Source organism: Marinobacter nitratireducens (genome assembly GCF_000708045.1).
GTDB lineage: Bacteria > Pseudomonadota > Gammaproteobacteria > Pseudomonadales > Oleiphilaceae > Marinobacter > Marinobacter nitratireducens.
The window spans coordinates 330,623-354,934 of record NZ_ANIE01000003.1 but is presented as its reverse complement, the minus strand read 5'-3'; the positions used below and the strand labels follow the sequence as shown (position 1 = coordinate 354,934).

20 protein-coding genes are annotated in these 24,312 nt (G+C 46.0%); 8 read left to right on the top strand and 12 right to left on the bottom strand.

The annotated features are described in order from the left end of the window. Positions 1-29: 29 nt before the first annotated feature. The 5 genes from D777_RS03490 to D777_RS18115 form a co-directional block, all read right to left on the bottom strand. Positions 30-1,139: an SGNH/GDSL hydrolase family protein gene (locus D777_RS03490; RefSeq protein WP_036128770.1), complete on the bottom strand. Its 1,110-nt coding sequence runs from the start codon at positions 1,137-1,139 to the stop codon at positions 30-32. Between the two features lie 10 nt (positions 1,140-1,149). Then, a complete protein-coding gene (locus D777_RS18125; RefSeq protein WP_227501654.1) occupies positions 1,150-1,302 on the bottom strand; it encodes a DUF5989 family protein in 153 nt (50 codons plus the stop codon). After that, complete coding sequence (locus D777_RS18325; RefSeq protein WP_036128767.1) at positions 1,302-1,694, bottom strand: SxtJ family membrane protein; 393 nt, start codon at positions 1,692-1,694, stop codon at positions 1,302-1,304. Before D777_RS18325 ends, D777_RS18125 begins: the two co-directional genes overlap by 1 nt. Before the next feature lie 8 nt (positions 1,695-1,702). Then, a complete protein-coding gene (locus D777_RS03480; protein ID WP_036128766.1) occupies positions 1,703-3,562 on the bottom strand; it encodes a carbamoyltransferase family protein in 1,860 nt (619 codons plus the stop codon). Between the two features lie 169 nt (positions 3,563-3,731). Next, positions 3,732-4,481, bottom strand: coding sequence for a PEP-CTERM sorting domain-containing protein (locus tag D777_RS18115; protein ID WP_036128764.1), 750 nt, complete (start codon positions 4,479-4,481; stop codon positions 3,732-3,734). 306 nt (positions 4,482-4,787) lie between these two features. Here D777_RS18115 and D777_RS03470 point away from each other — a divergent pair, with 306 nt between their 5' ends. The 7 genes from D777_RS03470 to D777_RS03440 all read left to right on the top strand — a co-directional run bounded on the left by D777_RS03470 (position 4,788) and on the right by D777_RS03440 (position 14,045). Next, on the top strand, positions 4,788-6,764 hold the full coding sequence (locus D777_RS03470) for a PA14 domain-containing protein (protein ID WP_036128762.1): 1,977 nt from the start codon (positions 4,788-4,790) through the stop codon (positions 6,762-6,764). Between the two features lie 291 nt (positions 6,765-7,055). Beyond that, complete coding sequence (locus D777_RS03465) at positions 7,056-7,625, top strand: hypothetical protein (RefSeq protein WP_036128760.1); 570 nt, start codon at positions 7,056-7,058, stop codon at positions 7,623-7,625. Between the two features lie 140 nt (positions 7,626-7,765). Continuing rightward, on the top strand, positions 7,766-8,896 hold the full coding sequence (locus D777_RS03460; protein WP_036128758.1) for a glycosyltransferase: 1,131 nt from the start codon (positions 7,766-7,768) through the stop codon (positions 8,894-8,896). A gap of 50 nt (positions 8,897-8,946) precedes the next feature. After that, the gene (locus D777_RS03455; RefSeq protein WP_150112593.1) at positions 8,947-10,476 is read left to right on the top strand and encodes a lipopolysaccharide biosynthesis protein; all 1,530 of its coding nucleotides are present in this window, start codon (positions 8,947-8,949) and stop codon (positions 10,474-10,476) included. Positions 10,477-10,487: 11 nt separating this feature from the next. Then, on the top strand, positions 10,488-11,459 hold the full coding sequence (locus D777_RS17625) for a glycosyltransferase family A protein (RefSeq protein ID WP_051668929.1): 972 nt from the start codon (positions 10,488-10,490) through the stop codon (positions 11,457-11,459). Then, a complete protein-coding gene (locus D777_RS03445; RefSeq protein WP_051668928.1) occupies positions 11,456-12,709 on the top strand; it encodes a glycosyltransferase family 4 protein in 1,254 nt (417 codons plus the stop codon). The genes D777_RS17625 and D777_RS03445 overlap by 4 nt, the downstream gene beginning before the upstream one ends. Next, entirely contained in the window at positions 12,702-14,045 is a 1,344-nt protein-coding gene (locus D777_RS03440; protein WP_036128754.1) for a phenylacetate--CoA ligase family protein, read from the top strand. The genes D777_RS03445 and D777_RS03440 overlap by 8 nt, the downstream gene beginning before the upstream one ends. 41 nt (positions 14,046-14,086) lie before the next feature. On the opposite strand, the gene D777_RS03435 is transcribed toward D777_RS03440, so the two are convergent. The 4 genes from D777_RS03435 to D777_RS03420 all read right to left on the bottom strand — a co-directional run bounded on the left by D777_RS03435 (position 14,087) and on the right by D777_RS03420 (position 19,513). Beyond that, on the bottom strand, positions 14,087-15,535 hold the full coding sequence (locus D777_RS03435; protein WP_150112592.1) for a right-handed parallel beta-helix repeat-containing protein: 1,449 nt from the start codon (positions 15,533-15,535) through the stop codon (positions 14,087-14,089). A gap of 150 nt (positions 15,536-15,685) precedes the next feature. Beyond that, positions 15,686-16,837, bottom strand: coding sequence for a glycosyltransferase family 4 protein (locus D777_RS03430; RefSeq protein WP_036128751.1), 1,152 nt, complete (start codon positions 16,835-16,837; stop codon positions 15,686-15,688). Next, positions 16,837-18,102: an O-antigen ligase family protein gene (locus tag D777_RS03425; protein ID WP_036128750.1), complete on the bottom strand. Its 1,266-nt coding sequence runs from the start codon at positions 18,100-18,102 to the stop codon at positions 16,837-16,839. Before D777_RS03425 ends, D777_RS03430 begins: the two co-directional genes overlap by 1 nt. 40 nt (positions 18,103-18,142) lie before the next feature. After that, entirely contained in the window at positions 18,143-19,513 is a 1,371-nt protein-coding gene (locus tag D777_RS03420) for a glycosyltransferase (protein WP_036128748.1), read from the bottom strand. A gap of 128 nt (positions 19,514-19,641) precedes the next feature. On the opposite strand from D777_RS03420, the gene xrtA reads away from it, so the two are divergent. Further along, positions 19,642-21,168 carry an exosortase A gene (xrtA, locus tag D777_RS03415; protein WP_036128747.1) on the top strand — a complete coding sequence of 509 codons (1,527 nt, stop codon included), beginning with the start codon at positions 19,642-19,644 and terminating at the stop codon, positions 21,166-21,168. Here the strand turns inward: xrtA and D777_RS03410 are convergent. The 3 genes from D777_RS03410 to D777_RS03400 form a co-directional block, all read right to left on the bottom strand. Beyond that, positions 21,160-22,212, bottom strand: coding sequence for a DegT/DnrJ/EryC1/StrS family aminotransferase (locus tag D777_RS03410; RefSeq protein ID WP_036128744.1), 1,053 nt, complete (start codon positions 22,210-22,212; stop codon positions 21,160-21,162). The genes xrtA and D777_RS03410 overlap by 9 nt on opposite strands. 130 nt (positions 22,213-22,342) lie before the next feature. Further along, complete coding sequence (locus tag D777_RS03405; RefSeq protein WP_036128742.1) at positions 22,343-23,470, bottom strand: glycosyltransferase; 1,128 nt, start codon at positions 23,468-23,470, stop codon at positions 22,343-22,345. After that, positions 23,467-24,249, bottom strand: a complete 783-nt coding sequence (locus D777_RS03400) for a 4'-phosphopantetheinyl transferase family protein (RefSeq protein WP_036128740.1) — start codon at positions 24,247-24,249, stop codon at positions 23,467-23,469. Before D777_RS03400 ends, D777_RS03405 begins: the two co-directional genes overlap by 4 nt. Positions 24,250-24,312: the final 63 nt, after the last annotated feature.

Genomic DNA, 24,312 nt, shown 5'->3' with positions numbered 1-24,312 from the left:
ATTACCCCCCTTTCTCTAATCCCGGAACATCACCAACTGAATGCCTGGTCAAGGATCTCGCTCACTCTCGAATGGCCAACGGCTGTCAAATGCCCTTCGTTCGGGTGAAACAACACCTGTCCTTGATCATACAATTTACTTAATTGAGGGCCCAGACTCACGGCTCTGATACCCAACCGATCAAATGCCTGAGAGAGCTGCAGTTCCAGCGTTTGTTGATATATCCCAGGCACTGTTCCCTCCCTGAAATACCCAGAACCAGGCATTAAAACGAATTCAAGCTCCACCCCGGCGCCCCTCAGCAACGTTTGGGCACGAGAAGTGATTGCCATGAACAGCTGAATGTCCTGTTCGTTCGCCTTTTCGAGATATTGGGTCAGGCCAGGCTCATCAATGCCCACCAGGCTATTCAGGCGCCTGCCTATCTGAAACTCATTCAAGGCATCCCGCCCCGCGCTATACAGCTCAAAGTCTCTTAAAATCGCCGACTGGACAGAATCAGGGCGGAACGAGGTGGACTTGCTCACCATAGGAACCGGGCTGTTTCGCAATGCTAACCGGTCGCCGACCAGATCAAAGAATGGCTTACCATACGCTGCCTGTAATGGGAACCGGTACCGAATATCAAGAAGATCGTTACCAAGGTAGACAACCCAAATAACGCTACTGGGCTGAAACTTCAGTATAGGTTCCAAAGCTAAAAGCGATTGGTCCGGGGCATAGCCCGGCACTCCCAGATTTGAGAACCGAACCGTATCCTCAGAGTGCTTCCTGTTCAGAGCCGCTACAAATGTCTCGGAGTCATTGACGCCCAATCCGAATGTAAATGAATCGCCTACGAAGAAAATATCAGGATCGCCCGTCAGTCGCCCGGGGACGGGTCCTCGGAACCCCTCCTCATTTACAGAGTAGCTGACATTAAAATCGTAGTGATGGTGCTGCCCGGACCATCCCGGATTCAGTTTCCATCCAAGGGCCGGATCGTAGAGCACAAAGCCATCGTCCATAGACTCAGATTCGCTAATGGTATTGCTGTACGCCCTCAAGGCCCACTCAACAACAGACCCAGCCATTACAACCGCAAGCACAGCGCTCGCTATGGCAAAAGCAGCATTCCTATTCCGCTCTCCCTGCGACATCAAGATCACCTCAGAACAATGTATAGATGAACGGGGCAAATGCGGAACCCTGGCCAAAAACGATTAGCCCGCCAAGCAGAATTAATGTGACCAGTAATGGAATCATCCAGAATTTCTTCCTGGCTCGAACAAACAGAGAAAAATCCTTTAACAGTTCCCACATCAGAACGGCAACTCCAAACTTGTGCTTGATTCACTCTGCTTACGATAACTGGAGACCCGCGAATCAAATGAACGGTGAATCGGATCCTTGCCAAGCAAACGCATTAAAAAACCCATCGGGCAGATCAATACAAAATAGACGAGCGACAGCAGGAAAACGGAATTGAATCGACCAAGAGGTTCTCCAACGCGGATAAAGCCTCTCCGCAAAGGGCTCAAGGCAGTGGGATGAAGGAACGCGATAACACCCAAACCGGCCCCCAAAACCCAGGGCCAGACCGGTAATGAGTATTCAGCCCACCACGGTAACAAAAGCCCAAATACCACACCCAGGAAAATGGCCAGGGTATACCCAAAGGTTCTCGCTTCCTCACGCTCTTTTCTAACGTCCATGATTAGAATTAATCCAGTTCAAACTGATTGATGTGGTCCAGGTATTGCTCCTGATTGGGTTGAGATGTCTTCTCAAGGATATAGTTCCCGATAACCAGATAATCCATACCTGTTGCCATAAAGCATCGATACGCATCCTCCGGAGTAGCGACTATCGGCTCACCTCTCACGTTGAAGGAGGTATTTATGAGGACAGGACATCCGCTCAAAGACTTGAACGCTTCCAGCAATCTGCGGTATCTGACTGAGCCCTGGTCACCAACCGTCTGCAACCTGGCGCTGTAATCCACGTGGGTGACGGCCGGAATTTCCGAACGCGCATGTTTAAGCAACTCGAGCCCACGCACTGCATTACTGGCCTCCGCCAGCCGCCTGGATGGATGAACTGGTGCAGTCAAAAGCATGTAAGGACTCTCCTGCGGGCACTCGAACCAATCTTTGGCATCGTCGAGCAAAACTGAAGGCGCAAAAGGACGAAACGATTCCCGGAACTTGATCTTCAAATTCATGGTTTCCTGCATCTCGCCTCGCCGAGGGTCTCCAAGGATAGAACGGTGCCCCAGGGCTCTGGGGCCAAACTCCATTCGTTCCTGAAACCAGCCCACTACGTTCCCACCCTCAATCAGGCTCGCTGTACGTGCATACAATGTCTCTTCATTTTCATACCCATAAACAGCGCCGCTCACGTCGAGTGCTTCGCGTATTTCGGCATTCGAAAACTCAGGCCCAAGATAAGTGCCTGACATGCCATCAACCTGGTTACGCTGTCGTTCTCCCGACAGCTGGTACCACGCACACAGGGCAGCACCAAGAGCCCCCCCGGCATCCCCCGCCGCAGGCTGAACCCATATTTCAGAAAATCCGGCACGCCGGATCACTTCACTATTCGCCACACAGTTCAGTGCAACACCGCCGGCAAGACAAAGCTTGTCATGACCAGTCTCTTTCCTTAACGCAGAAGCCAGGCATACCACGCACTCATTGAGCACCTGCTGGATAGATGCTGCGACATCCATATGAAACTGGGTCAAAGATTCCGACTCAGGCTTCCTTACAGGCATTCCGAATAACTCTTCGAACCTGCGGTTAACCATGGTCAATCCCGTGCAATAATTGAAGTAGGCCATGTTCAAACGAAACGACCCATCGCTTTTAATATCAATTAGTTCAGTGCGAATCAGTTCTACAAAACGCGGCTCGCCATACGGCGCCAGGCCCATCACCTTGTACTCACCGGAATTCACCTTGAACCCCAGGTAGTAGGTGAAAGAGGAATACAGCAAGCCTAGGGAATGCGGAAAGTCTATCTGCCAAAGTGGTTCCAGGGCCGCACCATCGCCATTCCAGGCGGAGGTCGTCGCCCATTCACCAACGCCGTCAAGACAAAGAACGGCGGCCCGATCAAACGGTGATGGAAAAAAGGCTGACGCCGCGTGGGATTGGTGATGCCCGGTAAACAGTAATTTGGGCAACTGTTTTGGCGCTAAACCGGATACCTCGGTAAGCGCTCGCCTAAGTTCTCTCTTAAGATATACCTTCTCTTTCAGCCATACCGGCATAGCTTTCAGAAAGGATTTGAGCCCGCTCGGTGAGAAACTAAGGTAAGTTTCAAGCAGGCGCTCAAATTTCAGCAGGGGCTTGTCATAGAAGACGATACATCGAACGTCCTCAAGGCCAATTCCAGCGAATTCCAGGCAATATTTTACAGACTTCCCAGGAAAGCCTGAGTAGTGCTTTATCCGGGTAAAGCGTTCTTCCTGTGCCGCAGCCACAATGTGCCCGTCTTTAATGAGAGCGGCAGCGGAATCATGATAGTAGGCTGAGATCCCCAATATGTAGGTAGCAGCATGGCTCTTACAGCCTTCCATGGAATGTCTCAACTCCCCTTTTGCCGGCAAGATTGGTCCAACTTGCTCTTCTGAAACAACTGTAAACTAATTCGACGTTGTTGCACGCCCAAAAAAAAGGCGGAATGCGAATCAACGCACCCCACCCTTTTCCACTACCGAACAGAGCTATGAACTCTATCCGCCTGGCTTACGCCTTTGCGCGCTTACGCAGGCCCAGACCGATCAGGCCAAGACCCAGCAGAGCCAGAGTTCCAGGCTCAGGAACGGTGTATGAACCTTCGGTGATATCGTTTGCACAAGTCATGGACCAGCGCAGACCGATCTCTTGAGGGGTCAGAGCATTCAAACCCAGGTCGCTCAGGGCAATCTGGAAGCTCAAAGTAGTAAGGCCGCCAGTCGTGATGTTCAGACCAGCGTCTCCGGCTTTGTCTGCTCCTGTCGGGAAACCAAGGATAGACGCACGATCAACGGTAACTTCCTGGCCAATTCGAGTCGGAGAATCAGACGTAATATTGAGGCCATCAGACAGTGAGATGTCGACAACGTCAGCAAGGCCGCCGGACAGGCTGCTAACGTCAACCGCATATTCCCAATCTTCGCCGTTCGTGTAATCGTCGTTCTCGTACGGAGCAGTGCCAAACGGGTTCCAGCCATCAGTGCTGATGAAGAGGTCACCGTAATCAAACGTCGATGCACTAGGATCGAAGTTCGTGTATACGCTCACGTAAAGGTTGTTTACATCACTGGAGACATCCATCCCGAACACATCGTACTCTGCCGGGTTGCCGAATACGTCGTTGTTGGTTGTCGCGAGAGGATTATTGTTGGCACCGATGAACTGGTCAGCACCATTATCATCGATAGAGTACGCAGAAGCACCGGATGCGATGCCCATCGACAACAATGATCCTATCAGTACTTTGTTCAGCGTTTTCATAGTATCAGTCCTTTAATGTCTTGCCATTTCTGGGCTTTCGTCATCACCCGCACGAAAAAACTAAGCAATCTTCTCGCCAACTACATTTTTTCATTTTATTTCAATATTTTAATAAGCCATAAAGACTGCAAAGAACCAACGATCGTAAAGATTCCCGACACTGTTGAGCATGGAAACGCATACTTAAGTATTTATCGCATAAACACACCTCAAGCATGAAAAAACGATACAACCGTCGATTGGAAACCTGCCTCGCTGAAACCAATACTGAAATTATTGGCCGAATCCATTGATCAATGGTGCCCTATGAAAACTCATCAGTTAATCGTTCCAGTATTGTTGGCTATCGTTCTGTCTGGCTGTCAGGCTTGGCAAATAGAGGATATAGAGGGACTCGATGCCACCGCTGCTACCCCGGCACAAAGTGAACCGGGTAAGGTACAGATCCTCTACTGGGATGGCATCGAAGGCACGTTGGTTAGCGACCTGACTGCCAGCTCAACATACCCTGACACTCCCTCGGAAATCGCGGAACTGACGACATTACAGTCTTTGGTGAACAGGGCCGAAAGCTACGGGGCAATGGTTCAGGGCTTTATTGCCCCTCCCACAACTGGTGAATACCGTTTCTTTTTGAGCGCTGACGATGGTGCCGAGTTTTGGCTAAGTAGCGATCAATCCCCCGATAACGCCTCGGCGATAGCATCTGTGCCGAACTGGACCTACACAGAAAGCTATAACCAGTACAGTTCTCAAACATCCGGTCTTGTTTACCTAGAAGCCGGCGCCAAATACTACTTTAAACTGTTATTCAAAGAGGCGGTTGGAGATGACCACTTCAGCGTCGCGTGGGAAGGGCCCGGATTTCCGATGAAGGTCATTGACTCAAGCGCACTGTACTCCTGGGCCACACCGATTTATGAGTCAGATGCAACATCCGCTGATGCTTATTCTTTAGGATATCGAGTAGGCTTCCTTGACGGCTCTGAAGGACTTAGCTTTTCACAGTCCTACCCACCACTCGATACGGATCAGGACGGGCTCTATGACAACTGGGAAGTCATTATGGGGTTAAACCCTTCAAACAGCGGTGATGCTACTTCCGACCCCGATAACGACCTTCTTACCGCTATTGAAGAGTTCAGAATTGGAACAAGAGAAAACAACATCGACACAGACGGAGACGGAATCCCCGACGGAGCGGAGTTTGCTTATTCTTTAGATCCTCTAAATGCAGCAGATGCTGCCATGGACCAGGACGGTGATGGCTTCAGCAACCTTGAGGAATTTATAGCCGGCACGAACATGGATGACTCAGCCGATTCTCCAGTAACGGAAACAGATTCCACTGCAACAGAACTGGTAGCCGGCTTCACGGGCCAGTACTTTTCCGGAACAGAATTCGACAGCTATGTTTTAACCCGCCAAGGAGAAACGCTCCAATTTGACTGGTCCACTAACCCGCCACTGCCGGAACTACCGAAAGATCGCTTTAGCGCAAGGTGGTACGGATTATTCACCCCCCCTCACGATTCAGGTGAAAGACTCTACAGGTTTACGCTGACGTCTGATGACGGTGTGCGTATGAAACTCGGTACTGAGACAGCCATTAACTCATGGGTGGATCGCGGCACAACGTCCGACGTTGTCGAGCGAAGCTTTCAGGCGGGTACTGCTGTCCCCATTCAAGTCGAGTACTATGAAAAAACAGGGGCAGCTATTGCATCTCTGACCATTGCAGACGCACAGTCCGGAACCACTTTCCCCCCTCAGGACATCATCAGCTCCCCTAATCTGAGCGGGAACTCTGTCACCGATTCAGACAGTGACAGCCTTCCCGACATTTGGGAGTTAACGTATGGAACCGACGTTCTCGTTAACGACGCTGCTATCGCATTTAACGGAGAGGGAATAACTGCTCTTGAGGCATACCAATCAAACCTGCATCCATGGACTCTAGAACCCACCCCCGCTTCTACGCCATCGGGCAGCACAGACGAAAGTGTGACCCCAGCACCAACTGGCACAGTAACGTTAAGCTGGACAGCACCTTCGACACGAACAGATGGTACGTCAATTTCCCTTAGCGAGATTGCGTACTATGTATTGAGCTATGGCCTATCGGAACTTAGCTTGGATCAGTCGCTGCAAATAGACAGCACTCAAACGAGTCATACCTTTGACCAGCTTTCTCCAGGAACCTGGTATTTTACCGTCAGAGTAGTTGACACTCAGGGACTGAGTAGCGAGCCATCAGCCCCTGTCAATTTCCTCGTGCAGTAGATCTGTATGGAAATTCGTTAGAGGTTTGGTCTAAATTGGGCACAATCCTATGGGGGTCCTGCATACGACGGTGATGGCAATCCCCAAGGAATATCATCAGCGTTTCAGGAAGCCCCAAGACCCAATGATCGCTGGGGACCGTAACCTCATTAATCTTGCCCCTCCTTACCTTGTCGACATATTTTACATAACGAAACTGCAACGGAGAGATATCCTATAAAAATCATGCCATTAAGAGTTGGTTTCAATTTTGCTACAGCTCCTTCGAAACTACTATACAAGGAGCGTAAAGTGAGACATCTAATCCTGGCATTATTTTTTGCATCTTCACCAGTTAGTGCTTTTGTGATCGACTCATACGGCACCATGGGCATGACATGGCAAAATTCTGTACCAGGCGAATCAAGGACGATCAGCAGGTCTTTAGACTATGTCCTTTCCACATACCAACCCATAGGTTCTGAAGAGATCTCGTCTTATTTTGCTGACCCAAGCGCTTATCGTATCGAAGTTCTTGCGTTGGAAATTATGTTCATGGACTCAGCTGTGGGACCAGCTTTTGAGGCCGCCGTTACCTTCCCCACGGGTTACTCCTTCCTGCAAACAAAAGAATTCGATGGTAGGTACTCAGGATATAGCGGTGTCAGACCGGTCTCAGATCAAGGGACGCTAAGAAAGATTGGAGATGACCGAGCAATGACCTACCAAATCACACACCTCTCCGGCGACATGAACTGGGTGGTTGGTATCGAGCACAACATCACCTTGGAAGTCACCAAGGTTCACGAACCCTCTGGCTTCTTACTCGCCTGCTTTGCACTACTCGTCGTAGCCATAAGGCATTTCAAAAAAATAGATTGATGACAACATTTACACGCCCCTAACATAAGGGAACATTCGAGGTTCGCTGCAACTCCTTTGTGACCGCCGCTGTATATCTTGGCCCCACCTGTAATATACTGCCATCTCGCTCCGGGGACACAGCAATCAAGGAAGAGCAAGTGGCCAAGAACATGCGAATAGGACACTTCATAGAAACAGGTATTGCTGGCGGTGCCGAACAGGTCATGATTGATTTGTGTCGTTACACTGAAGAGCAAACCAACACTTTTACTCCTGTGGTATTGCATTTCGACCATCCATGGATAAGAGAGCAATGTGAAAAGTACGGGATCGAGCACGTCGTCATCCCTTTCCGCCGCCATTTTAAAAGTACAGCGAGGCTGCCTCTATTTGCACTAGAATTCGCAAAGTTTCTTAAGGTGCAGCGCATTGACCTTCTTCATAGCCACCTTTTTGGCCCTATAACAGGGGCAGCAGGAGCAGCTGCGTTATCCCGCATCCCGCATGTAGGCACCCTTCACGACGTCTACATGCTCAAAGAAAAAACAGCCCGACGATATATACTCAAGCTAGCACGCCTTTTCGGCACCAAGTTTGTAACAGTTTCGAAGAACATGGAGAACTATTACAGACAGATCTGCGGCTTCAACGATAGCGCAATCACCACCATTTACAATGGCATAGAAATAGACAATTCAGATAAAAACAGAGAAAACAGTAATAGTCAAAACACGAGTGGCAGCACTAAACAAATCGTGGTTATTTGCGTTGGACGATTGATAAAGCTGAAAAATATAGACCTGATCGTAAAAGCATTTTCATCTCTATCTGCAGATAGAAACATAAGACTGGAAATACTCGGTGAAGGTCCAGAGCATGAATCGATCGCAAACGAAGCAGGAGACCTGCTAAATAAAACAGTTTTCCTCCGAGGAGTACAAAAGAACGTCGATGAATGGTTATCAGAAGCCGATATCTTCGTACAGTTCTCTACAACTGAAGGCCTATCGCGCAGTATTCTAGAAGCAATCTCAACAGGCTTGCCTGTTATAGCAAGTAACGTCGGAGGAAACAGCGAAATCGTCAGAGACAGGGAGAACGGTATTCTCGTTGAAAGTGAGAACCTTGCCGAATTAACGAGCGCACTAGAGGAACTAGTCACGAATTCGGAAGCAAGGCAGAAATACGGAAAATATGGGCAAAATGTTGCACGAAAATATTTTTCCAGATCCGCTTGCAACATGAAGTACCTTCACCTGTACTGTGATCTTCTCAAACTCGTTCGATAGTCTGCTTACAAAATTCGCCATAAATTTCAACCATAAAGAGACACTGACAGGTGAGTGCAAAAAGACTTATCACTGGATCGGGCCTTCGGACAATTGCGCTTATAATTGGAATGGCAATTTCATTTTTTATGATGCCTTTCCTTATTCGAAACCTTGGCGATCATTGGTACGGGGTTTGGATACTTGTAGCAAGCACTCTCGGCTTCTACGGCATGTTCGATTTAGGTATAGCCAGCGCTACGCAACGTTATATTGCTCACGCACTCGGTGAACATGACCAGGAAAGATTGAATTCGATCTTTTCCAATTCTCTATTCATTTACACCTTTATCGCGGTAATTGCAGTATTAGCAAGCATAGCAATTGCGGTATCAGCCCCTGTATTTTTTACCGGAAAAGATGATGCACAGGTTTTCCAGACGATAATCCTGGTTATGGGTAGCACATTCTCTATACACTTCATAATGAACGCTTATTATGGAATCCTCAGCGCCTATCTACGATTTGACATACAGTCATACATTGACATATCAAAATCAATACTTCGCGCAATAACGATATTCTTGATATTTCAAATAGATGCCAGCGTTATAAATCTAGCACTCATCACAGTATTATTCGACTTAATATCACAACTCCTGGTTCTTAGGTTTGCAAAACGCGAAGCAAACTGGTTAGATCCCAAGATCGCTCTAGTCAAAAAAGAAGGGGTGTTTGAACTATTAGACTTTGGAGTAAATAGCTTGGTTATGTTTATTGGAAGACAGGTTCGCGATCGGGGACCTCACATGGTCATAGCTGGCGCTCTTTCAATTTCCACAGTGACACTCTTTCAAATCGCATCACAATTAATACAATACATAAACCAACTGCAATCAAGCATTTTGGGCGTATTAATGCCATCTTTTACCAGACTCCTCGGGGAGCGAAAGCATGACCAACTTTCTAAAAACTACGATTTTTCCTTAAAGGTATCTGCTTTAATTTCATCGTGTTTGTGTGGTGGATTGATATCTTTAGGAAATTCTTTTATCGTTTTCTGGATAGGTCCTGAATACAATGAGGCTTATATCGCCGTTTCGGCGATGGCCATTGGATATTTTTTCGTTCTACTACACTACCCCACATTCCAGCTTCTCGTATCGCTTGCTGAACATAAATATTTTTCTAGATATGAATTGCTTGAAAGCCTTTTAATTGTTTTAGTAACAATTGTGCTTTCCAAGAGTTATGGAATCTCTGGAATAGCGGTCGGGATAGGTGTAACGTTGGCGGTTTCACGATTCTTAGTTTTACCACTTTTACTCAGCATGGCTTGGAATAAGCCAGCAAGAAAAACATACTATTCGACGCTTTACTTCACCGCTATATCTTTAGCGCTTCACTATCCCGTTTACCTGATATTGAAATCTTTTTCAGATAACCACTCATTCTTATTAGCTCTATTAATGGCAATACCTTTATATTTGTCATACGTTTCAGTTTACGTACTGTTTGTCACAAACGAAAGTGAGAAATCGATAATTAAATCAAATTTAAAGTCGCTTCTACCTCTTAAATGGACCGGAAACAGGAACTAATCGAGAAACCAATGACCAAAAGCAAGTGCACTGAACGACAAATGCCGCTTGGATCCGCCGTATCCATAATAATTCCGCTATTCAACAAAGAAGACACGATAAGAAAAACGCTTACACAGGTTTTAAAAGTTGGTCCGTACCCAAATGAAATCATCGTTGTAGACGACGGTAGCACCGATCAATCATATAAAATTGCACAAGAATTCTCTGAAAATATCTCACTATACCGACAAACAAACAAAGGCCCGTCATCTGCACGAAATTTAGGTGCCAAGCACGCAAGAAATAAGCACTTGGTTTTCCTCGATGCAGATGACGAGTTAGTTGAAGGAGTTTGCGAAGAGCACTTAAGGCTAAGAGAGTTATTCCCAAAATCAAGATTAACGTACGTTTCATTCGAAATATATGATGTATTAAAAGATGTATCAGAAGAACAAATACTAACCAGTAGACTCGATTCATATGAATCTCAAGAACCCAGAGAGTTCAGTCGGTTCAACTTTAAACTCATAGAAAATATAGCAGCCGGATCATTTTGTATAGACAAAGACATATTTTTAAAATCGGGTGGTTTCGATGAAAATCTTAAAATTTGGGAGATCACTGATTCCTTAATAAGATTTCGCCTTCATACCAAATCTCAAGCTATTAGCCCTAAAGTTCTTTGCCGAAAAAATAACGACTCTCGAAACAGCCAATTCTGTAGGTTTCAAAAAAATATCGACCAGCATATATATTATTCCAGAAAACTTCTCAGTTACGCTGACCTATTACCCAATTCCGAGATTCGGAGAGTTAGTCTCGAAGTCATATACTGCTTAAATAAACTCTGGATCGAGAGAAATATATTAAAAATGTCCGAACTTTATTCCGATGCATATAAAACATTAGGCCCAAACGCACTAAGAGGTCTCTCACTAAAGATCAGGGTCACATCAGCTATCATGCTAAACATTAAAAAGTTTGCGCGAAACCAATCATGACTAAACCGAAGCTACTTTGGGTGTCACACCTAGTCCCTTACCCACCTAAAGGGGGGGTTCTTCAACGCTCATTCAACTTAATAAAATACCTAAGCAAAGATTTCGACATTTATCTTTTTACATTTAACCAGTCAGCATTTCTAAAAAGTAGCTTTACTGAAAGCACATCGCCGCTGGAAGATGCTAAGGCTGGCCTGGCACCATACATTAAAGAAATTAGGGTTGTTGACATTCCGTCCGAGAGAGTGCCCCTTGGAAAGTATCTTCTCGCACTCCGCTCTTTATTCTCTAGCCGCCCCTATACGATAAATTGGCTCCACAGCAGGATAGCAGAATCCCAATTGTCCAAGATGTACGAAATAGTTAAACCTGATGTAGTTCATTTTGACACGATAAGCCTCGCGCCTTATTTAAAGTGTTGTCGAGGCATTCCGACAGTATTAAACCATCATAATGTCGAGTCGCAAATGATGTGCGAGCGTTCAATCAATGAAGGCAATGGTGCGAAAAGATTATATTATAGATTGGAAGGAAGAAAGCTCAGATCATATGAACACAGCGTATTATCAAAGTTCGATTTAAATATTACGTGCTCAGATCAAGATTCGTCGCTATTAACGAGAGAGAGCCCTGGAGTCAACTGCCTAACTGTTCCAAATGGCGTTGATACGGAATACTTTAAGCATGAAAAAAGCGAATATGAGGATTTCAGTCTGATTTTCGCTGGGGGGTTAGGGTGGTATCCAAACCTTGACGCTATGAACTATTTTGTCGATGAGATTTGGCCTTTATTAAAAATGAAAATGCCGAATGTGACAATGCACTTGATTGGCAGGAATCCGACCAATAAGTTCCTATCTTTGGCGAAACAAGATCCGGACTTTCTTGTACATGGATTTGTAGATGATGTACGCCCATATTTAAAGCGTGCAGATGTCTACGTCTGCCCAATTCGAGAAGGTGGTGGTACTAAGCTTAAAATATTAGATGCATTAGCAATGGGATGCCCGGTTGTCTCACACCCATTTGCGACTATAGGAATAGATGTAGAGCAAGGCGTAACCGTGGAACATGCTTCCTCTCCAGAGGAATTTTACTTGAAGATAGAAAGAATATTTTCTGACAGGAATCTTCGAAAACGCCTGTCGGCGAATGGCCCCAAACTAGTCGCAGAAAAATATTCCTTTGAGTCAATAGCAATGAGATATTCTCTCAAACTTAAAACGCTCATGCGAGACGATAATGAATAGCACGATTTCCAAATACCTTTTCTACCTCCCGTCCACGTATCTGAGAGGTGAAAATGTTTCTAGATACCTTAAGTTTTCCCGGCAATTCCAGTACTGGGACCGAGATGATATTTCTGCATTTCAGTTAAATTCGCTAAGAAAGTTAGTCAACTTTGCATATGAAAATTCTCTTTTCTATCGAAAGTTATATGACGAAAATAGTGTTCACCCGAATGACCTCAAAGAACTAAAAGACTTTAGTAATTTTCCAACGGTATCGAAGCAAGATATCGTAGAACATTTTTCGACGATCAGGACAAAATGCTCTTATAGCCCTCTTGTGACGCATAAAACTACGGGCGGGTCGACTGGCAGGGCCGTCACTATTATTAAAAATGCTAGAGCTTTGGCCCATGAGCGGGCCGTTACATGGAGGTCGTATGAATGGGCAGGAGTTACTATTGGTTCGCCACAAGCACGTTTTTGGGGAATCCCTCTTTCGCAATTTAATCAAAGAAAGTACAGACTCATCGATCTCGTAACAAATCGGCAGCGCTTCTCTGCTTTTGATATAAGTCCCGATAGTTTCCAAAAATTTTATGAAAAACTCCACAGGTTTCGGCCACAATACCTTTATGGCTATGTGTCAGTAATACTTCAGTTCGTTAATTTTCTCGATGAAAATGATCTTACCCTGCCCGATAGCGTTGCATCTATTATAACTACTTCCGAGATACTAACAGAGACCACCAGAACTCGTATTGGAGCTGTCACCGGACTTAAAGTTTACAATGAATATGGGTGTGGAGAAGTGGGCTCAATCGCACACGAGTGTGAACAGGGCAACATGCATATCATGGACGAGAGTCTTTACCTAGAGGCCCAATCAAAACACCATTCCTCAGGTAGTGGGAGCTTGCTTGTCTCTGACTTCCATAACTATGCTATGCCATTAATACGATATGAAGTAGGCGACAACGCACAACTATCAAATGATCAATGCAGCTGTGGCCGAACGTTATCGATCCTTAAAAAAATACATGGGCGAGAATACGACACTCTATATGACAGCCAATTCAACCCAATTCACCCAGAATATGTGATGTATGTGTTTGAGGAAATTAAGGATACCGTTGGAGGAATTAAACAATTCCAAGTTTTACAGCATAAAGACCTGAGTATGGAAATTAGTCTGGTTAAAGAAGAGAACTTTTTAGACCAGACAGAGCGCACTCTTGAGAATAAATTGAAATCAAAATTCGGCGAAGGGGTAAAGTTTAATTTTAGGTATGTCGATACAATTCGAAGAGAAGCTTCGGGTAAGTTGCGATTAGTGAAATCACAAGTAAATACGTAGGGGAAGAAAACTCCCCCTACGCAAAAATTCCTGACCAATATCTATTCAACCAATAGCTGCGGCGCATTAGGTCTGGCAATTGTCGTAGGGGCGTTTCTGACACCAATAATCTCTGTGCCGGTGATATAAGCCCCAACGGCTCCACCTTCAGATGACATATTCCTCGCCGGAGACTGATCTGAAAGATGGTAGTTGTTATTAGCGGCGTCTACAAATAGAGGGTCGCTAGTCGTACTGTGCGAATCCGGACCAGGGGCAGGCACGTCCATAGTTAGCGGATCACCACCGTAACCTATACCCTGCCAATCCAACAAAGAATACGCGCGAATTTCGTTCCCGCTATATACGCCAACCGCTCCAATAAATTCTGGATAAAAAACATTGTAATCAGATAGCGCTATGGATGGATAGTGCACCTTGGAATCAGTCAAGGCATCAGGTTGATAAACAGTCTTTAGGCCAGTAAAATTATAAAATATATTATCTTTTATTTCTACATCGGAAAACCCGCGCACACCTAAGTCAGCCCCAATTACTGTATTATTGTATATCTTCAACCCTCGACTCTGACCGTAAGCAATATGAGTTGTTTCATAAAGAAAAGCTGTAGTGTTGTAAACGATGTTCTGAACCAGCTCGGTGTTGTAATGGATGGTCGATTCCGGAACGCCGTCGTTATTATTAAAATAAAATGCCAATTTTACATCATGGATAACATTCTTTTTAAATACACCGCCTTTTCTTCCATTCACATCAGGAATTTTATGGAAAACTCCAGAATAAGCATCAGAAATATTATTATTCTGTATAGTCGTTTCGTACATCCCATACGATAAAACGCCAGCGGCATTGGCATTATCTACACCGCCAACCCTAATATTATAAATAGTGTTGTCAGATATCAGGGAATAGCCAGCATCATCAATTCTAACGCCGGCCACGTTATTTCCGGTCCCACCGTCGATATTATGGATGATATTACTTATAACACTAATATTACTATTCTCGCGCCCGCTGCCGCTCATAATCCACACCCCTCCCTGGACGCAGTTAGTGAGCTCAAACCCTTCGATAGTAATGTACTGTCTGCCATACAAAGTGAAACAAGGCGCCTGGTCCTTCATGTCGATCACCACCCTATCTCCAGGATATGCAGCATAGGTAATCGGCAAAGACGCAGCACCATCGTTAGCTGGCCTTATCCCCCAATATTTCGTCGAGCCTTCTACTGGAGCGGGTTCGGTGTACACTCCTTCCCTTACATATACCGTGTCCCCTGCAATTACCTTCTGAGCGGCATGCTGAATCGTGCGCCAGGGCCCACTTCCGCCATCTTCGACAAGCCTTCCGTCGTTTGAATCGTCTCCTAGGGGCGATACGTAGTAGGCTCCTGACTTTAGCTCTTGGGAAGCGGCAATCAGAGGAGTACCTATCAAACCTAGTGTCACGATTAGAAAAATCACATTCGTCGTCTTCATACGAAACCTCATGATGGGTGATCTCCTCCATAAGATCTTAGCCCATAATCTAGCTAGCTGTTATAAAAAGCGGTAATTACACTTTTTCGTTTAGACACTAAAATCACAGTCCCACTATAGAGCGGCTGCAAGCTCTCATCCGTAACTCAATCACAAATGAACTCAAGAGGAACAGGAAATTACAGATTGATAAAAATTGGACAACCGCTTGAAATACTGCTCATTACCAAATTCGATCTTGTAACGCTCTAATCCTGCGTCTCCTTGACGTCGACGCATCGCCTCGTCCGCCATCAAGATCTCAAGCTTGGATGCTAGGTCGGCTTCATCACCTGGGGAAAAGAGAAATCCATCAACATTGTGTGTAATCACCGTAGGGATGCCACCTACGTTCGATCCTACTCTGGGTTTTCCTGAGGCCATCGCCTCGATGAGGACTCTGCCCATCGCTTCCGTTCTAGACGGCAGCACGAAGATTCCGCAACGCCCGATGTGCTCGGGTATGTCTGCTGGATCCACGGGAGGGTGGTAGCTGATCTGAGGATGGTTGTCTATAGCGCACTCCAGTTCTTCCATATCAGGGAAGTATCCCAGTATCTTTAGGCTCCACTCCGGGAACTGATCTGATAGTGACTTGAAAGCTTTTATCAATATATCTACGCCTTTAACGTAATATGGAAACCCAATAAAAAGTATTTGCTTTTCTTCACCTTTATTTTCCATATTTGTCGTATTCACATAGTCTGGAAACCTGGTTATGACAGCGTTATTTAAAAGGGGTAAAAAATAATCAATTTGACTATCATAAAGAAGCTTTACTCCAGAGGAATGATCAAGTACGAGTTTCTCAATCTTACAAAGAAGCCACTTTCTTGCCTGTCTTTTCAATTTACTATCAATGTCTACGTAAAGAGCATCTGAAGTGTAATCACCATTAACTTCTACTACGTATGGAATCCTTGAACACAGGCCAAGAAAAAAAGCTACAAGCCCTGTCTTAAGCGGATCATAGGTGCCAATCAGTTTAAAGCGGCGCTCCCCCCTAAGAAAGCTTCCTCCCAAGACCAACCGTAATCCTTTGAATATAAACCATATAAATGTAAATAAAGAGTGTCCTTTTGCGTCCCCAACACAAATAACTTCAAAATCACCAAACGTGCAACGTTTTCTCTCCGGGCCACTGGTTAATATCACCCCCTCGTACTGCTTCGAGAGGCCAGAGCACCTATCAAAAAATGAATATTCAAGGTTAAATTTCGGCCCAGGGGAGATCAAAAGAATACGCTCTTTTCCAGCTTTTGGATCACCGCTCATTAATGATCTCCATGATCTAAGCCTTCAGGTTTTTGTGCAATCCGAAAAATTACCACAGATAAACCAAGAAGATGCCAATAAACAGGATAGTATAGAACTGAAATAAATGCTGCGGTAACGAGAAAACCCACCATCGCGGCTTTCATGGCTTTTGATATTGCTAATATGTTTAGTTTTCGGTGACTTAAATCAGTAGAAGATCGGCCAAGTTTCCTAAATCTTTTAAAATATTTATACGTCATGAAAAAGAATAATGAGATTCCAACAACCCCAAGTTCAGGTATGAGAGTAAAATAGAGAGAGTGAGCTTGCCTTCCCGATCTAAATCTCGCCCCTTCTACAAAATATGGGCTAAGATGCAAATAATCACCTGACGTCCATGGATAGTTATTAGGTCCGACCCCCCATACGGGATTATCTTTAAATATCTCTATAGCGGTAGTCCAGTGAAGGAATCTTATATTCGCAGTGCCTTCATTCGTATTCTTGATTGATTTAACTTCGGCAACATAATCATCTGGTAGCAAAGCAACAAATACCCCTCCCACACTGATAGATAAAAAGAAAACCAATGCAATATTTCGCCACCTTTTTCTGGAACTCCAAAGCATAAACAACAAGGAAGATACCAGGCCTAAAAACCCGCCTCTTGAAGCACTTGCGACAACAGCAGACACGACCAATACGAAAATAACTAATCCTAAAACCCTTTCTACCTTATCCTCACTACCAATAAGGATGTAAAATACAATTGGAAGCCCCGTCACCAAGACCAAAGCAACATCGTTCTCATCTTGAAGAAAACCACCAGGACCTACCCCACCATGAGTGAGCACCCAGATAGCTATTATAAACAACAAAATTGAGTAGAACTTTAAGAAATAAAAAAGCCTATCTTCGCTATTAATGCTTGCAACGAGTGCAAAAACAGAAACCAGGGTAATAAACATGTTCCTAGCCGTCTGAAAGGCGTAGAAATTGTTCTTCGCAAACGGGACCCAACTGACAATTTCAATGAAGAAAAATAATAATGCTAAAACTATTGGATCTTTGAGGTACTCTTTTTCGGTACGCAGAAAGAAAACACACAGAGAGAGAGTTATTAATGCCGGAACCTTTATTGCAGCCATAAACGGAGCAACGTTATCCTGCACCCGAAGATATTCAAAGATAAAGTATATTATGACTAGTAGAAAACCACCGCTAACGAGTCTTTTTTGCCCGCCCGGCCTAATGCGACGCGTCGTTCTAGGTATGCTAGTCATCAAACCCTGCCTTTAGGCATATCCCCTAAAATACACCATCTTATAACGACTCTTTAAAAGCTACTCGTTCAGCTAGAGCGACATAACGTCTATTCTGCAACTCTCTAGAATATTTCATTCTCCGCGACATCTCTTCTCTATCGATACGTAATTCGGATTCACATCCATCTATTATTGTTTTGAGCTCGCGGCATATAGAGTCGCGATCCGGGGCTACCACTACTCCAAGCTCATCATCCTTTACGAGATTAGCGGCATCGGACCCTGGCTCAGAAATAAGGAGCATTCTTCCTGGGAACCTCAAATATTCGAAGGTCTTTGCCGGAATCTGTCTTGGCTGAAACTGTGTGAAATTCAATAAGATATGATACTGGCCTAAAATAGATTCGACCTCTTGAGGAGAGATTAGCCCCTTAATTGATACAATGTCATCAATTCCATTTTCCTCCAACCATTCCCTCAGGTCTATTCCATTCCAAATCGCACAGTCACCATAAAAATCGAACCTAAAGACGTCACCGTTAACAATATTATTTTTCTTCAATTCCTTGATTGCTTCAAATAAGGGGATAGGATTTCTTTTAAAATAAAGATTTCCCGCGAACACCCCTTTTACCGGAGGCATTACTGGCACAATGGCATCTGAGATTTTCCCATCAAACCCGTTATAAATTGTCGTGACAGATCCAACCTTCAAACCATGATTATGAAGCAACTCAGCCTCCAATCTGGGAGACGTGACGACGATATGATCAGAATTTTTGTAATACGTCTTTTCCATGCTCTCTTCAAAGCTCTGTCTGAACTTCGTGACTGTCTGAGGATCAACCTCCTCCCACATAATCAATGGATCACGAAGATCAGTTATTAACGGGGCATTGAAGAGCTTTTTCGATATGAGACCTAGAAAATGGACTGAATCTGGGGGGCTAGTGCTAATTACCAAGTCGTATTTTCTACGAGTGCTCCATAGTAAAAGAATTCGAGCCAATGATAATGCGGCCCAAGCTTTCGTCTCACTAAATAACGACTGTAATGAGAATATATGGCTACGCAACCACAAAAGCCATCGCTTTAATCCAGACGCATGCGTGCTTTGTGCTTCGGTCAACTCGTGCTTCTGCTCTTGGGTGCTTTCAACACCAGTACTCTTTGAAATTCTTTGTTTTAGCCTCTTCAAGAATTTCCAAGTAGGGTTTAAGATCCCCGGATGGTGATAAATAGACAGGATTTCACCATAATCTGATGAGCCTCTTCTACATTCTTCTTCTGCTGCGCCTAAGCGATTGGTAATAACATCAACAGACCACCCCTCCGCAATGAGCGCCTTCACTAACTGACTCGGTCGCTTGGCGCCAATGGCAACATCGGGATAAAAATAATACGAGATCAGTAATACACGCTTGCTCATTACCTAGGCTGTCCTTTGCTTTACTTCACATCGTTGGCTCAGCCAACTGCCGTCTATTGCTGTTGCGTCCTGCTGAGTAGTGCTAGACTGCTGCTCTGTTATGACGTAAGAAAAGGACTTTCAACCCAATGCAGTCAGTCCATTTAGGGCCCCGTCCCACAGCGTGGCTTTATGCTACCTTTTTACCTTTACTCTTTCTACCTGAATGGCTTGAGTTCTTTGAACTTTGGTTTCAAGGGACCATATATGGGCACGGATTTCTCGTGCTTGGCGCTAGCCTATATCTTTTGTTCAAAGTAAGGTGCGCGCTTTACAACCTCGCCCCCAACCCGTCCGGAATTGGTTTTTTGAGCTTGCTACTTGTAAGCTTGGTGATGCTGATTGCTAAATCTGCGGATATAAAGACTCTTCGCCTCCTTTGCTTACCGTTCCTCATGGCCAGCTGGGGCTGGGCCATCTATGGCCCCCGGTTCCTGAAACTTGCAGGCGTACCCATCGGACTACTGATCTTCGCCTCCCCCATATGGGACGATATGTCGCCCATTTTTCAGGCCATTACGGTCTTCGTTAATAGCTTGCTACTTCAAGTTGTAGGCATTCCTGCAGACATTCATGAACTTTATATTACGATACCCGCCGGTACCTTTTTCGTTGCGGGCGGCTGCTCCGGCGTACGTTATCTGATGGTCGGACTTTTTCTTGCTCCGCTCTATGGGTTCCTGTACCTCCCTGGATATAAGCGGTCATTGATATTGACTGTTTTCGCGGCGCTGCTCTCGATGTTGGCTAATTGGATTAGGGTATTTGGGATCATCGTGATTGGTCATGTGACCGATATGCAAAGCTCAATTATCGAGGATCACGAAGCGTTCGGGTGGCTAACATTTCTAGCCATCTGCCTGGTTCCCCTATTTTTTATAGCCCGTCGCCTGGAACCAGAGGCAAACAATCCGACTCCGCTTGAACTAAGAATCCAATCAGCGGTTGATCAAGAAGCTACACCTCTTGGTAGTAGATCGTTGAGTTACCGCGCTGCCCTCCTCGCTTCTGTCATTGTGTTACTTGTTCCTGTGACGTTCTATTCGCAAACCGTCATTTTCGAAGACTCCAACAATGACTGGTCGCCAAGCCTGCCAGTAGCCGGAGAACAGTGGCGGGGCCCTCTGCGGTTTGCAACCATCTGGTCACCGTCATTCGTTAACCCCGACATTTCGGCAGCCGGCACCTATGTATCTGAACAACTGCAGCAGGTTCAGTTTCAAATCGAAGCCTATCGACAGCAAAAACAGGGCAAAGAGCTGATTTACTATAAGAATAATCTGTACGACGAAGCTGAGTGGAGTCTCCTCGATCAGTCTATGGTCTCCGCCCCGCGCCAAAATGGCTTCGGTATTGATCGCGTGAAAGAAACCCAACTTGTCAGCCTCGAAGATGGGCGCTCGGTATTGCTATGGTCATGGTATCGCCTGGGGGATTTGGCCTCAGCTTCCCGCATTGAGATCAAGTTGTACGGTGGCCTTCGTGGGCTCTCAGGAAGGTCTAATGGGAGCTTTTTGGCTATTGCCGCGGAATGTGAGGGAAGAGAATCTCCTGACTGCACAGAAGCAAGGCAATCACTTATTCGATTCATGAGTGAAACCGAGTACTCACAGTAACGCCCCAACAGCCTTTCGGATATCCTGGTCCGTCACACCATCATGGACTGGAAGGGTTAACAGGCGTTTTGCAAAGTTCTCGGCATTGGGAAAACTGTTCTCGTCGTCCTTCGTATACTCAGAAACACCTGAGATAGCAGGCAAACACACACCGTACAAAGCGTTAGCACCTATACCGATCTTATTTAACTCTCTGATGGCACAATCCCGATCTACCGTTGATTGGGCGAGTACTCCAAACCGCAAGGCTTGTTGGAAGTTCGATTCGGGTTCATCCGACTCAGAATTATTCCCATGGAGTAAGAGCCAGCCCTCTTCTTCCAGATGGTGAAGCTCCTGGAACCAGACGCGGACCCGGCTCGAAGACCCCGAAAATTTGGTGATACCAGACAGTACCAATGCCCGTGGAATTGACAGTCGTCTTATCTCACCCAAGGCATGGAAGCGCGTTTCACCCAGATGGAGCATTGGGATACGGAGCAATACCCCATACGCTATCCTGCTCATAAGTAGGTTGAATAAGCCGCGCTTCAAATGCCAACGGACATCGCAAACAATTGAAGTGCCGGGATACATATTGATTACATCTGACACCACAGAATTGTAGGAATGCCTATAGAGGAGCGCCCCACCTCCCATCAGGTTCACAGGCTTTCCTCGCCCGAAACTAAGCACAACAAAATCCGCCTCGTTGCTATGTGCGGACGACGGCGGAATCGCCTGTGCCGAGTCCTCAATCAAGAAAATAGAGTGCTCGTCAGCGATCACTCTGAGGCCCGAAAGGGGAGCAAGAATACCGAGAAAGTTCACTGCCAGTATGGCAACCGTATTTTCGCTAACGCGCGATGTTACCCCTTCCTCGTCCATCCAGGGCGAGTCCTTGACCAAATCTACCAGCACAGGCCGAACCCCGGCTGCAACAGCGGCAGCTATGAGATCAGGGCAGCCATAGGCGGGCATGATTACCTCCGGATCTTCGACATCAGGCCTTAACTTCTTTGCACAAACCAACGCGACATAAAGCGACGAGGTACCAGAATCCATGAACTCCGTATTGTACGAATGCCAAGGGTATTCCCCCTCAGCTGAGACTTCAGGCAGGGGAACACGATTTCCCACAGGCCTCAACATGCTCAAGGTCATTCTGTCTGCCCCCAGGATAACTCCATAGAAATCATCGTTTTGACGGTGTCCAGACAGTCATCCTCGTCCCCGATAAAAAGCGGATTGTTGCATGAGCAATAGCCAGATTAACCTGAATGAAAAAGAACGGGATTTTCAGAAATTTGTTGTCACGAAGCGATGGCCTCGCGTAGGCCAGAAACACGCACAGATAGAAAATAAGCTGGCCAAACAGGGCCAATGAATACAAACCGCCCTCGTCTGCCATTGGTACCGAGGTAACGATTAGAAGAAGCAGGAACCAGGGAACGGCCCAACGCATCAGTTTGTGACTGAGAACCTGGAACGAAAACCATCCGTATCTAACAGGGTTCATCACCTCTGGGTGACGCTCAATCGCTGTCAGGCCCCTGATTATGGTCCGTAGCTTTCGTTCGTATTCTTTTTTGCTGTCCGCCACATCCTGATAGTAACCGAGTACATCTGGCGCTGAGACAGCAACGAGTTTCTGAGACGCACAATTAAGGGCGGTGTTGAAATCACTTGGCGCAGCGATGTCCCATTGCTGGCAAACTTCCTTACGTGCGGCAAAGAAGGAACCACTGAGACCAACTAGGCCCGCCCGCTTGGATTCCAGGCTCCGTAACCACATTTCGTACTTAACATAGGCGCCTTCACCTGCAATTCCCCCGTCCCGGGTGATGAAGCGGTCCTCGCTTGAAACGGCTCCGACGCTGTCATCTCGGAAGTAAAAAACCATCTTTTGCAGCGCATCAGTCGGGATGTCCGTTGCCACATCAGAAAAGACCAGGATGTCACCCTTAGCAGCTTTAATCGCCTGCAACTGGGCATACTCTTTTCCCTTTCGTTCGTCCGCTCTGGCAAGGGTTACACCCTTTTGGGAATACCCCTTAACGATGTCGTCCGTACGATCGGTTGATGCGTCAGAAGCAATAATAATTTCGAGATTGGGATAGTCGATGGCCAGACAGTTTTCCAGCTTTTTTACGATTCTCCCTTCTTCATTGTGTGCCGTCACAATCAAAGAAATCCGAGGCTGGTATCCATCTGCTTGACGCATTTGGCTAACCCGTGTCGGTATAAGACTCAAGGCAAACGGGTAGAGAAAATAGCTGTAAACAGAGCCGAGCAAAGCAACCCAGAAAAGTACTTCAATCACGGTAACATCATCCTTGTGATAGTGTTTGGCTTATCTCGCCTCTCAAGATCCTTAATAAAGTCCAGACTCTGTTCTGGTGAATAGAATCGGGAGTTTAATGGCATCAATCGTTTACTGTACACGCAGGCAAGAGAATATCGCTCATTCAAATCGACGTAAAACTCGAGTTCGGGATCCAAACCCAGAACATCAAAAGTGTGACGCTGCGGCGATACATTAACGACATCGAATATGTCCAACTCCCCGATTCCTGCCAAGCCATCGCCACGATGTTTCAATAAAGCTTCTTTAAGCGTCCACACGAGATAGAAACGACGCTTCAGATCATGCTCACCCTGTGCCTGAGACATAAATCCCAGTTCTTTGTCAGAAAAATGAGCGGCAGTCATCAAATCGGCTGGAACCATCTGGTCGTCGTGTACTTCGATATCCACGCCGCACGCCCCCTCGGGTACCAGCAGCACGTCCAGTAAACCATTCGAATGGGATATATTGAACTCAAGATCCGGGAATGGGCTGCAGTCAGAGTCGACATACGGCCTTCCTGTTGGAGTATTGCCGAATACCAGTTCCTGCTTTTCAGTAATTGTTGCCGCAGAGATCAATGCTCGACGTAATAGCCTTGAACAGAAAGCCATGACTTGGTCGCTTTCTCTACTGAACGCTCGGCAATACTCCGATTCAATACGAGGTAGGCTGTCCAGGACGCAAGTTGGTATGTCAGACAGTACAATACCGTCCAGGGCAAAAAGAAAGTTGGCTGGGTGTCCTATATCCATGGAGCTGATCCGTATGCATCCAATCCGTTATGTTACCATAGCGATCGTCGGATTCGGCCGTTT

Excerpts from the sequence above, each read along its gene's own strand:
- D777_RS03490 (WP_036128770.1), bottom strand. The coding sequence starts at position 1,139 with ATGTCGCAGGGAGAGCGGAATAGGAATGCTGCTTTTGCCATAGCGAGC.
- D777_RS18125 (WP_227501654.1), bottom strand. The coding sequence starts at position 1,302 with ATGTGGGAACTGTTAAAGGATTTTTCTCTGTTTGTTCGAGCCAGGAAG.
- D777_RS18325 (WP_036128767.1), bottom strand. The coding sequence starts at position 1,694 with ATGGACGTTAGAAAAGAGCGTGAGGAAGCGAGAACCTTTGGGTATACC.
- D777_RS03480 (WP_036128766.1), bottom strand. The coding sequence starts at position 3,562 with ATGGAAGGCTGTAAGAGCCATGCTGCTACCTACATATTGGGGATCTCA.
- D777_RS18115 (WP_036128764.1), bottom strand. The coding sequence starts at position 4,481 with ATGAAAACGCTGAACAAAGTACTGATAGGATCATTGTTGTCGATGGGC.
- D777_RS03470 (WP_036128762.1), top strand. The coding sequence starts at position 4,788 with ATGAAAACTCATCAGTTAATCGTTCCAGTATTGTTGGCTATCGTTCTG.
- D777_RS17625 (WP_051668929.1), top strand. The coding sequence starts at position 10,488 with ATGACCAAAAGCAAGTGCACTGAACGACAAATGCCGCTTGGATCCGCC.
- D777_RS03445 (WP_051668928.1), top strand. The coding sequence starts at position 11,456 with ATGACTAAACCGAAGCTACTTTGGGTGTCACACCTAGTCCCTTACCCA.
- D777_RS03440 (WP_036128754.1), top strand. The coding sequence starts at position 12,702 with ATGAATAGCACGATTTCCAAATACCTTTTCTACCTCCCGTCCACGTAT.
- D777_RS03435 (WP_150112592.1), bottom strand. The coding sequence starts at position 15,535 with ATGAGGTTTCGTATGAAGACGACGAATGTGATTTTTCTAATCGTGACA.
- D777_RS03430 (WP_036128751.1), bottom strand. The coding sequence starts at position 16,837 with ATGAGCGGTGATCCAAAAGCTGGAAAAGAGCGTATTCTTTTGATCTCC.
- D777_RS03425 (WP_036128750.1), bottom strand. The coding sequence starts at position 18,102 with ATGACTAGCATACCTAGAACGACGCGTCGCATTAGGCCGGGCGGGCAA.
- D777_RS03420 (WP_036128748.1), bottom strand. The coding sequence starts at position 19,513 with ATGAGCAAGCGTGTATTACTGATCTCGTATTATTTTTATCCCGATGTT.
- xrtA (WP_036128747.1), top strand. The coding sequence starts at position 19,642 with ATGCAGTCAGTCCATTTAGGGCCCCGTCCCACAGCGTGGCTTTATGCT.
- D777_RS03410 (WP_036128744.1), bottom strand. The coding sequence starts at position 22,212 with ATGGATTCTGGTACCTCGTCGCTTTATGTCGCGTTGGTTTGTGCAAAG.
- D777_RS03400 (WP_036128740.1), bottom strand. The coding sequence starts at position 24,249 with ATGGATATAGGACACCCAGCCAACTTTCTTTTTGCCCTGGACGGTATT.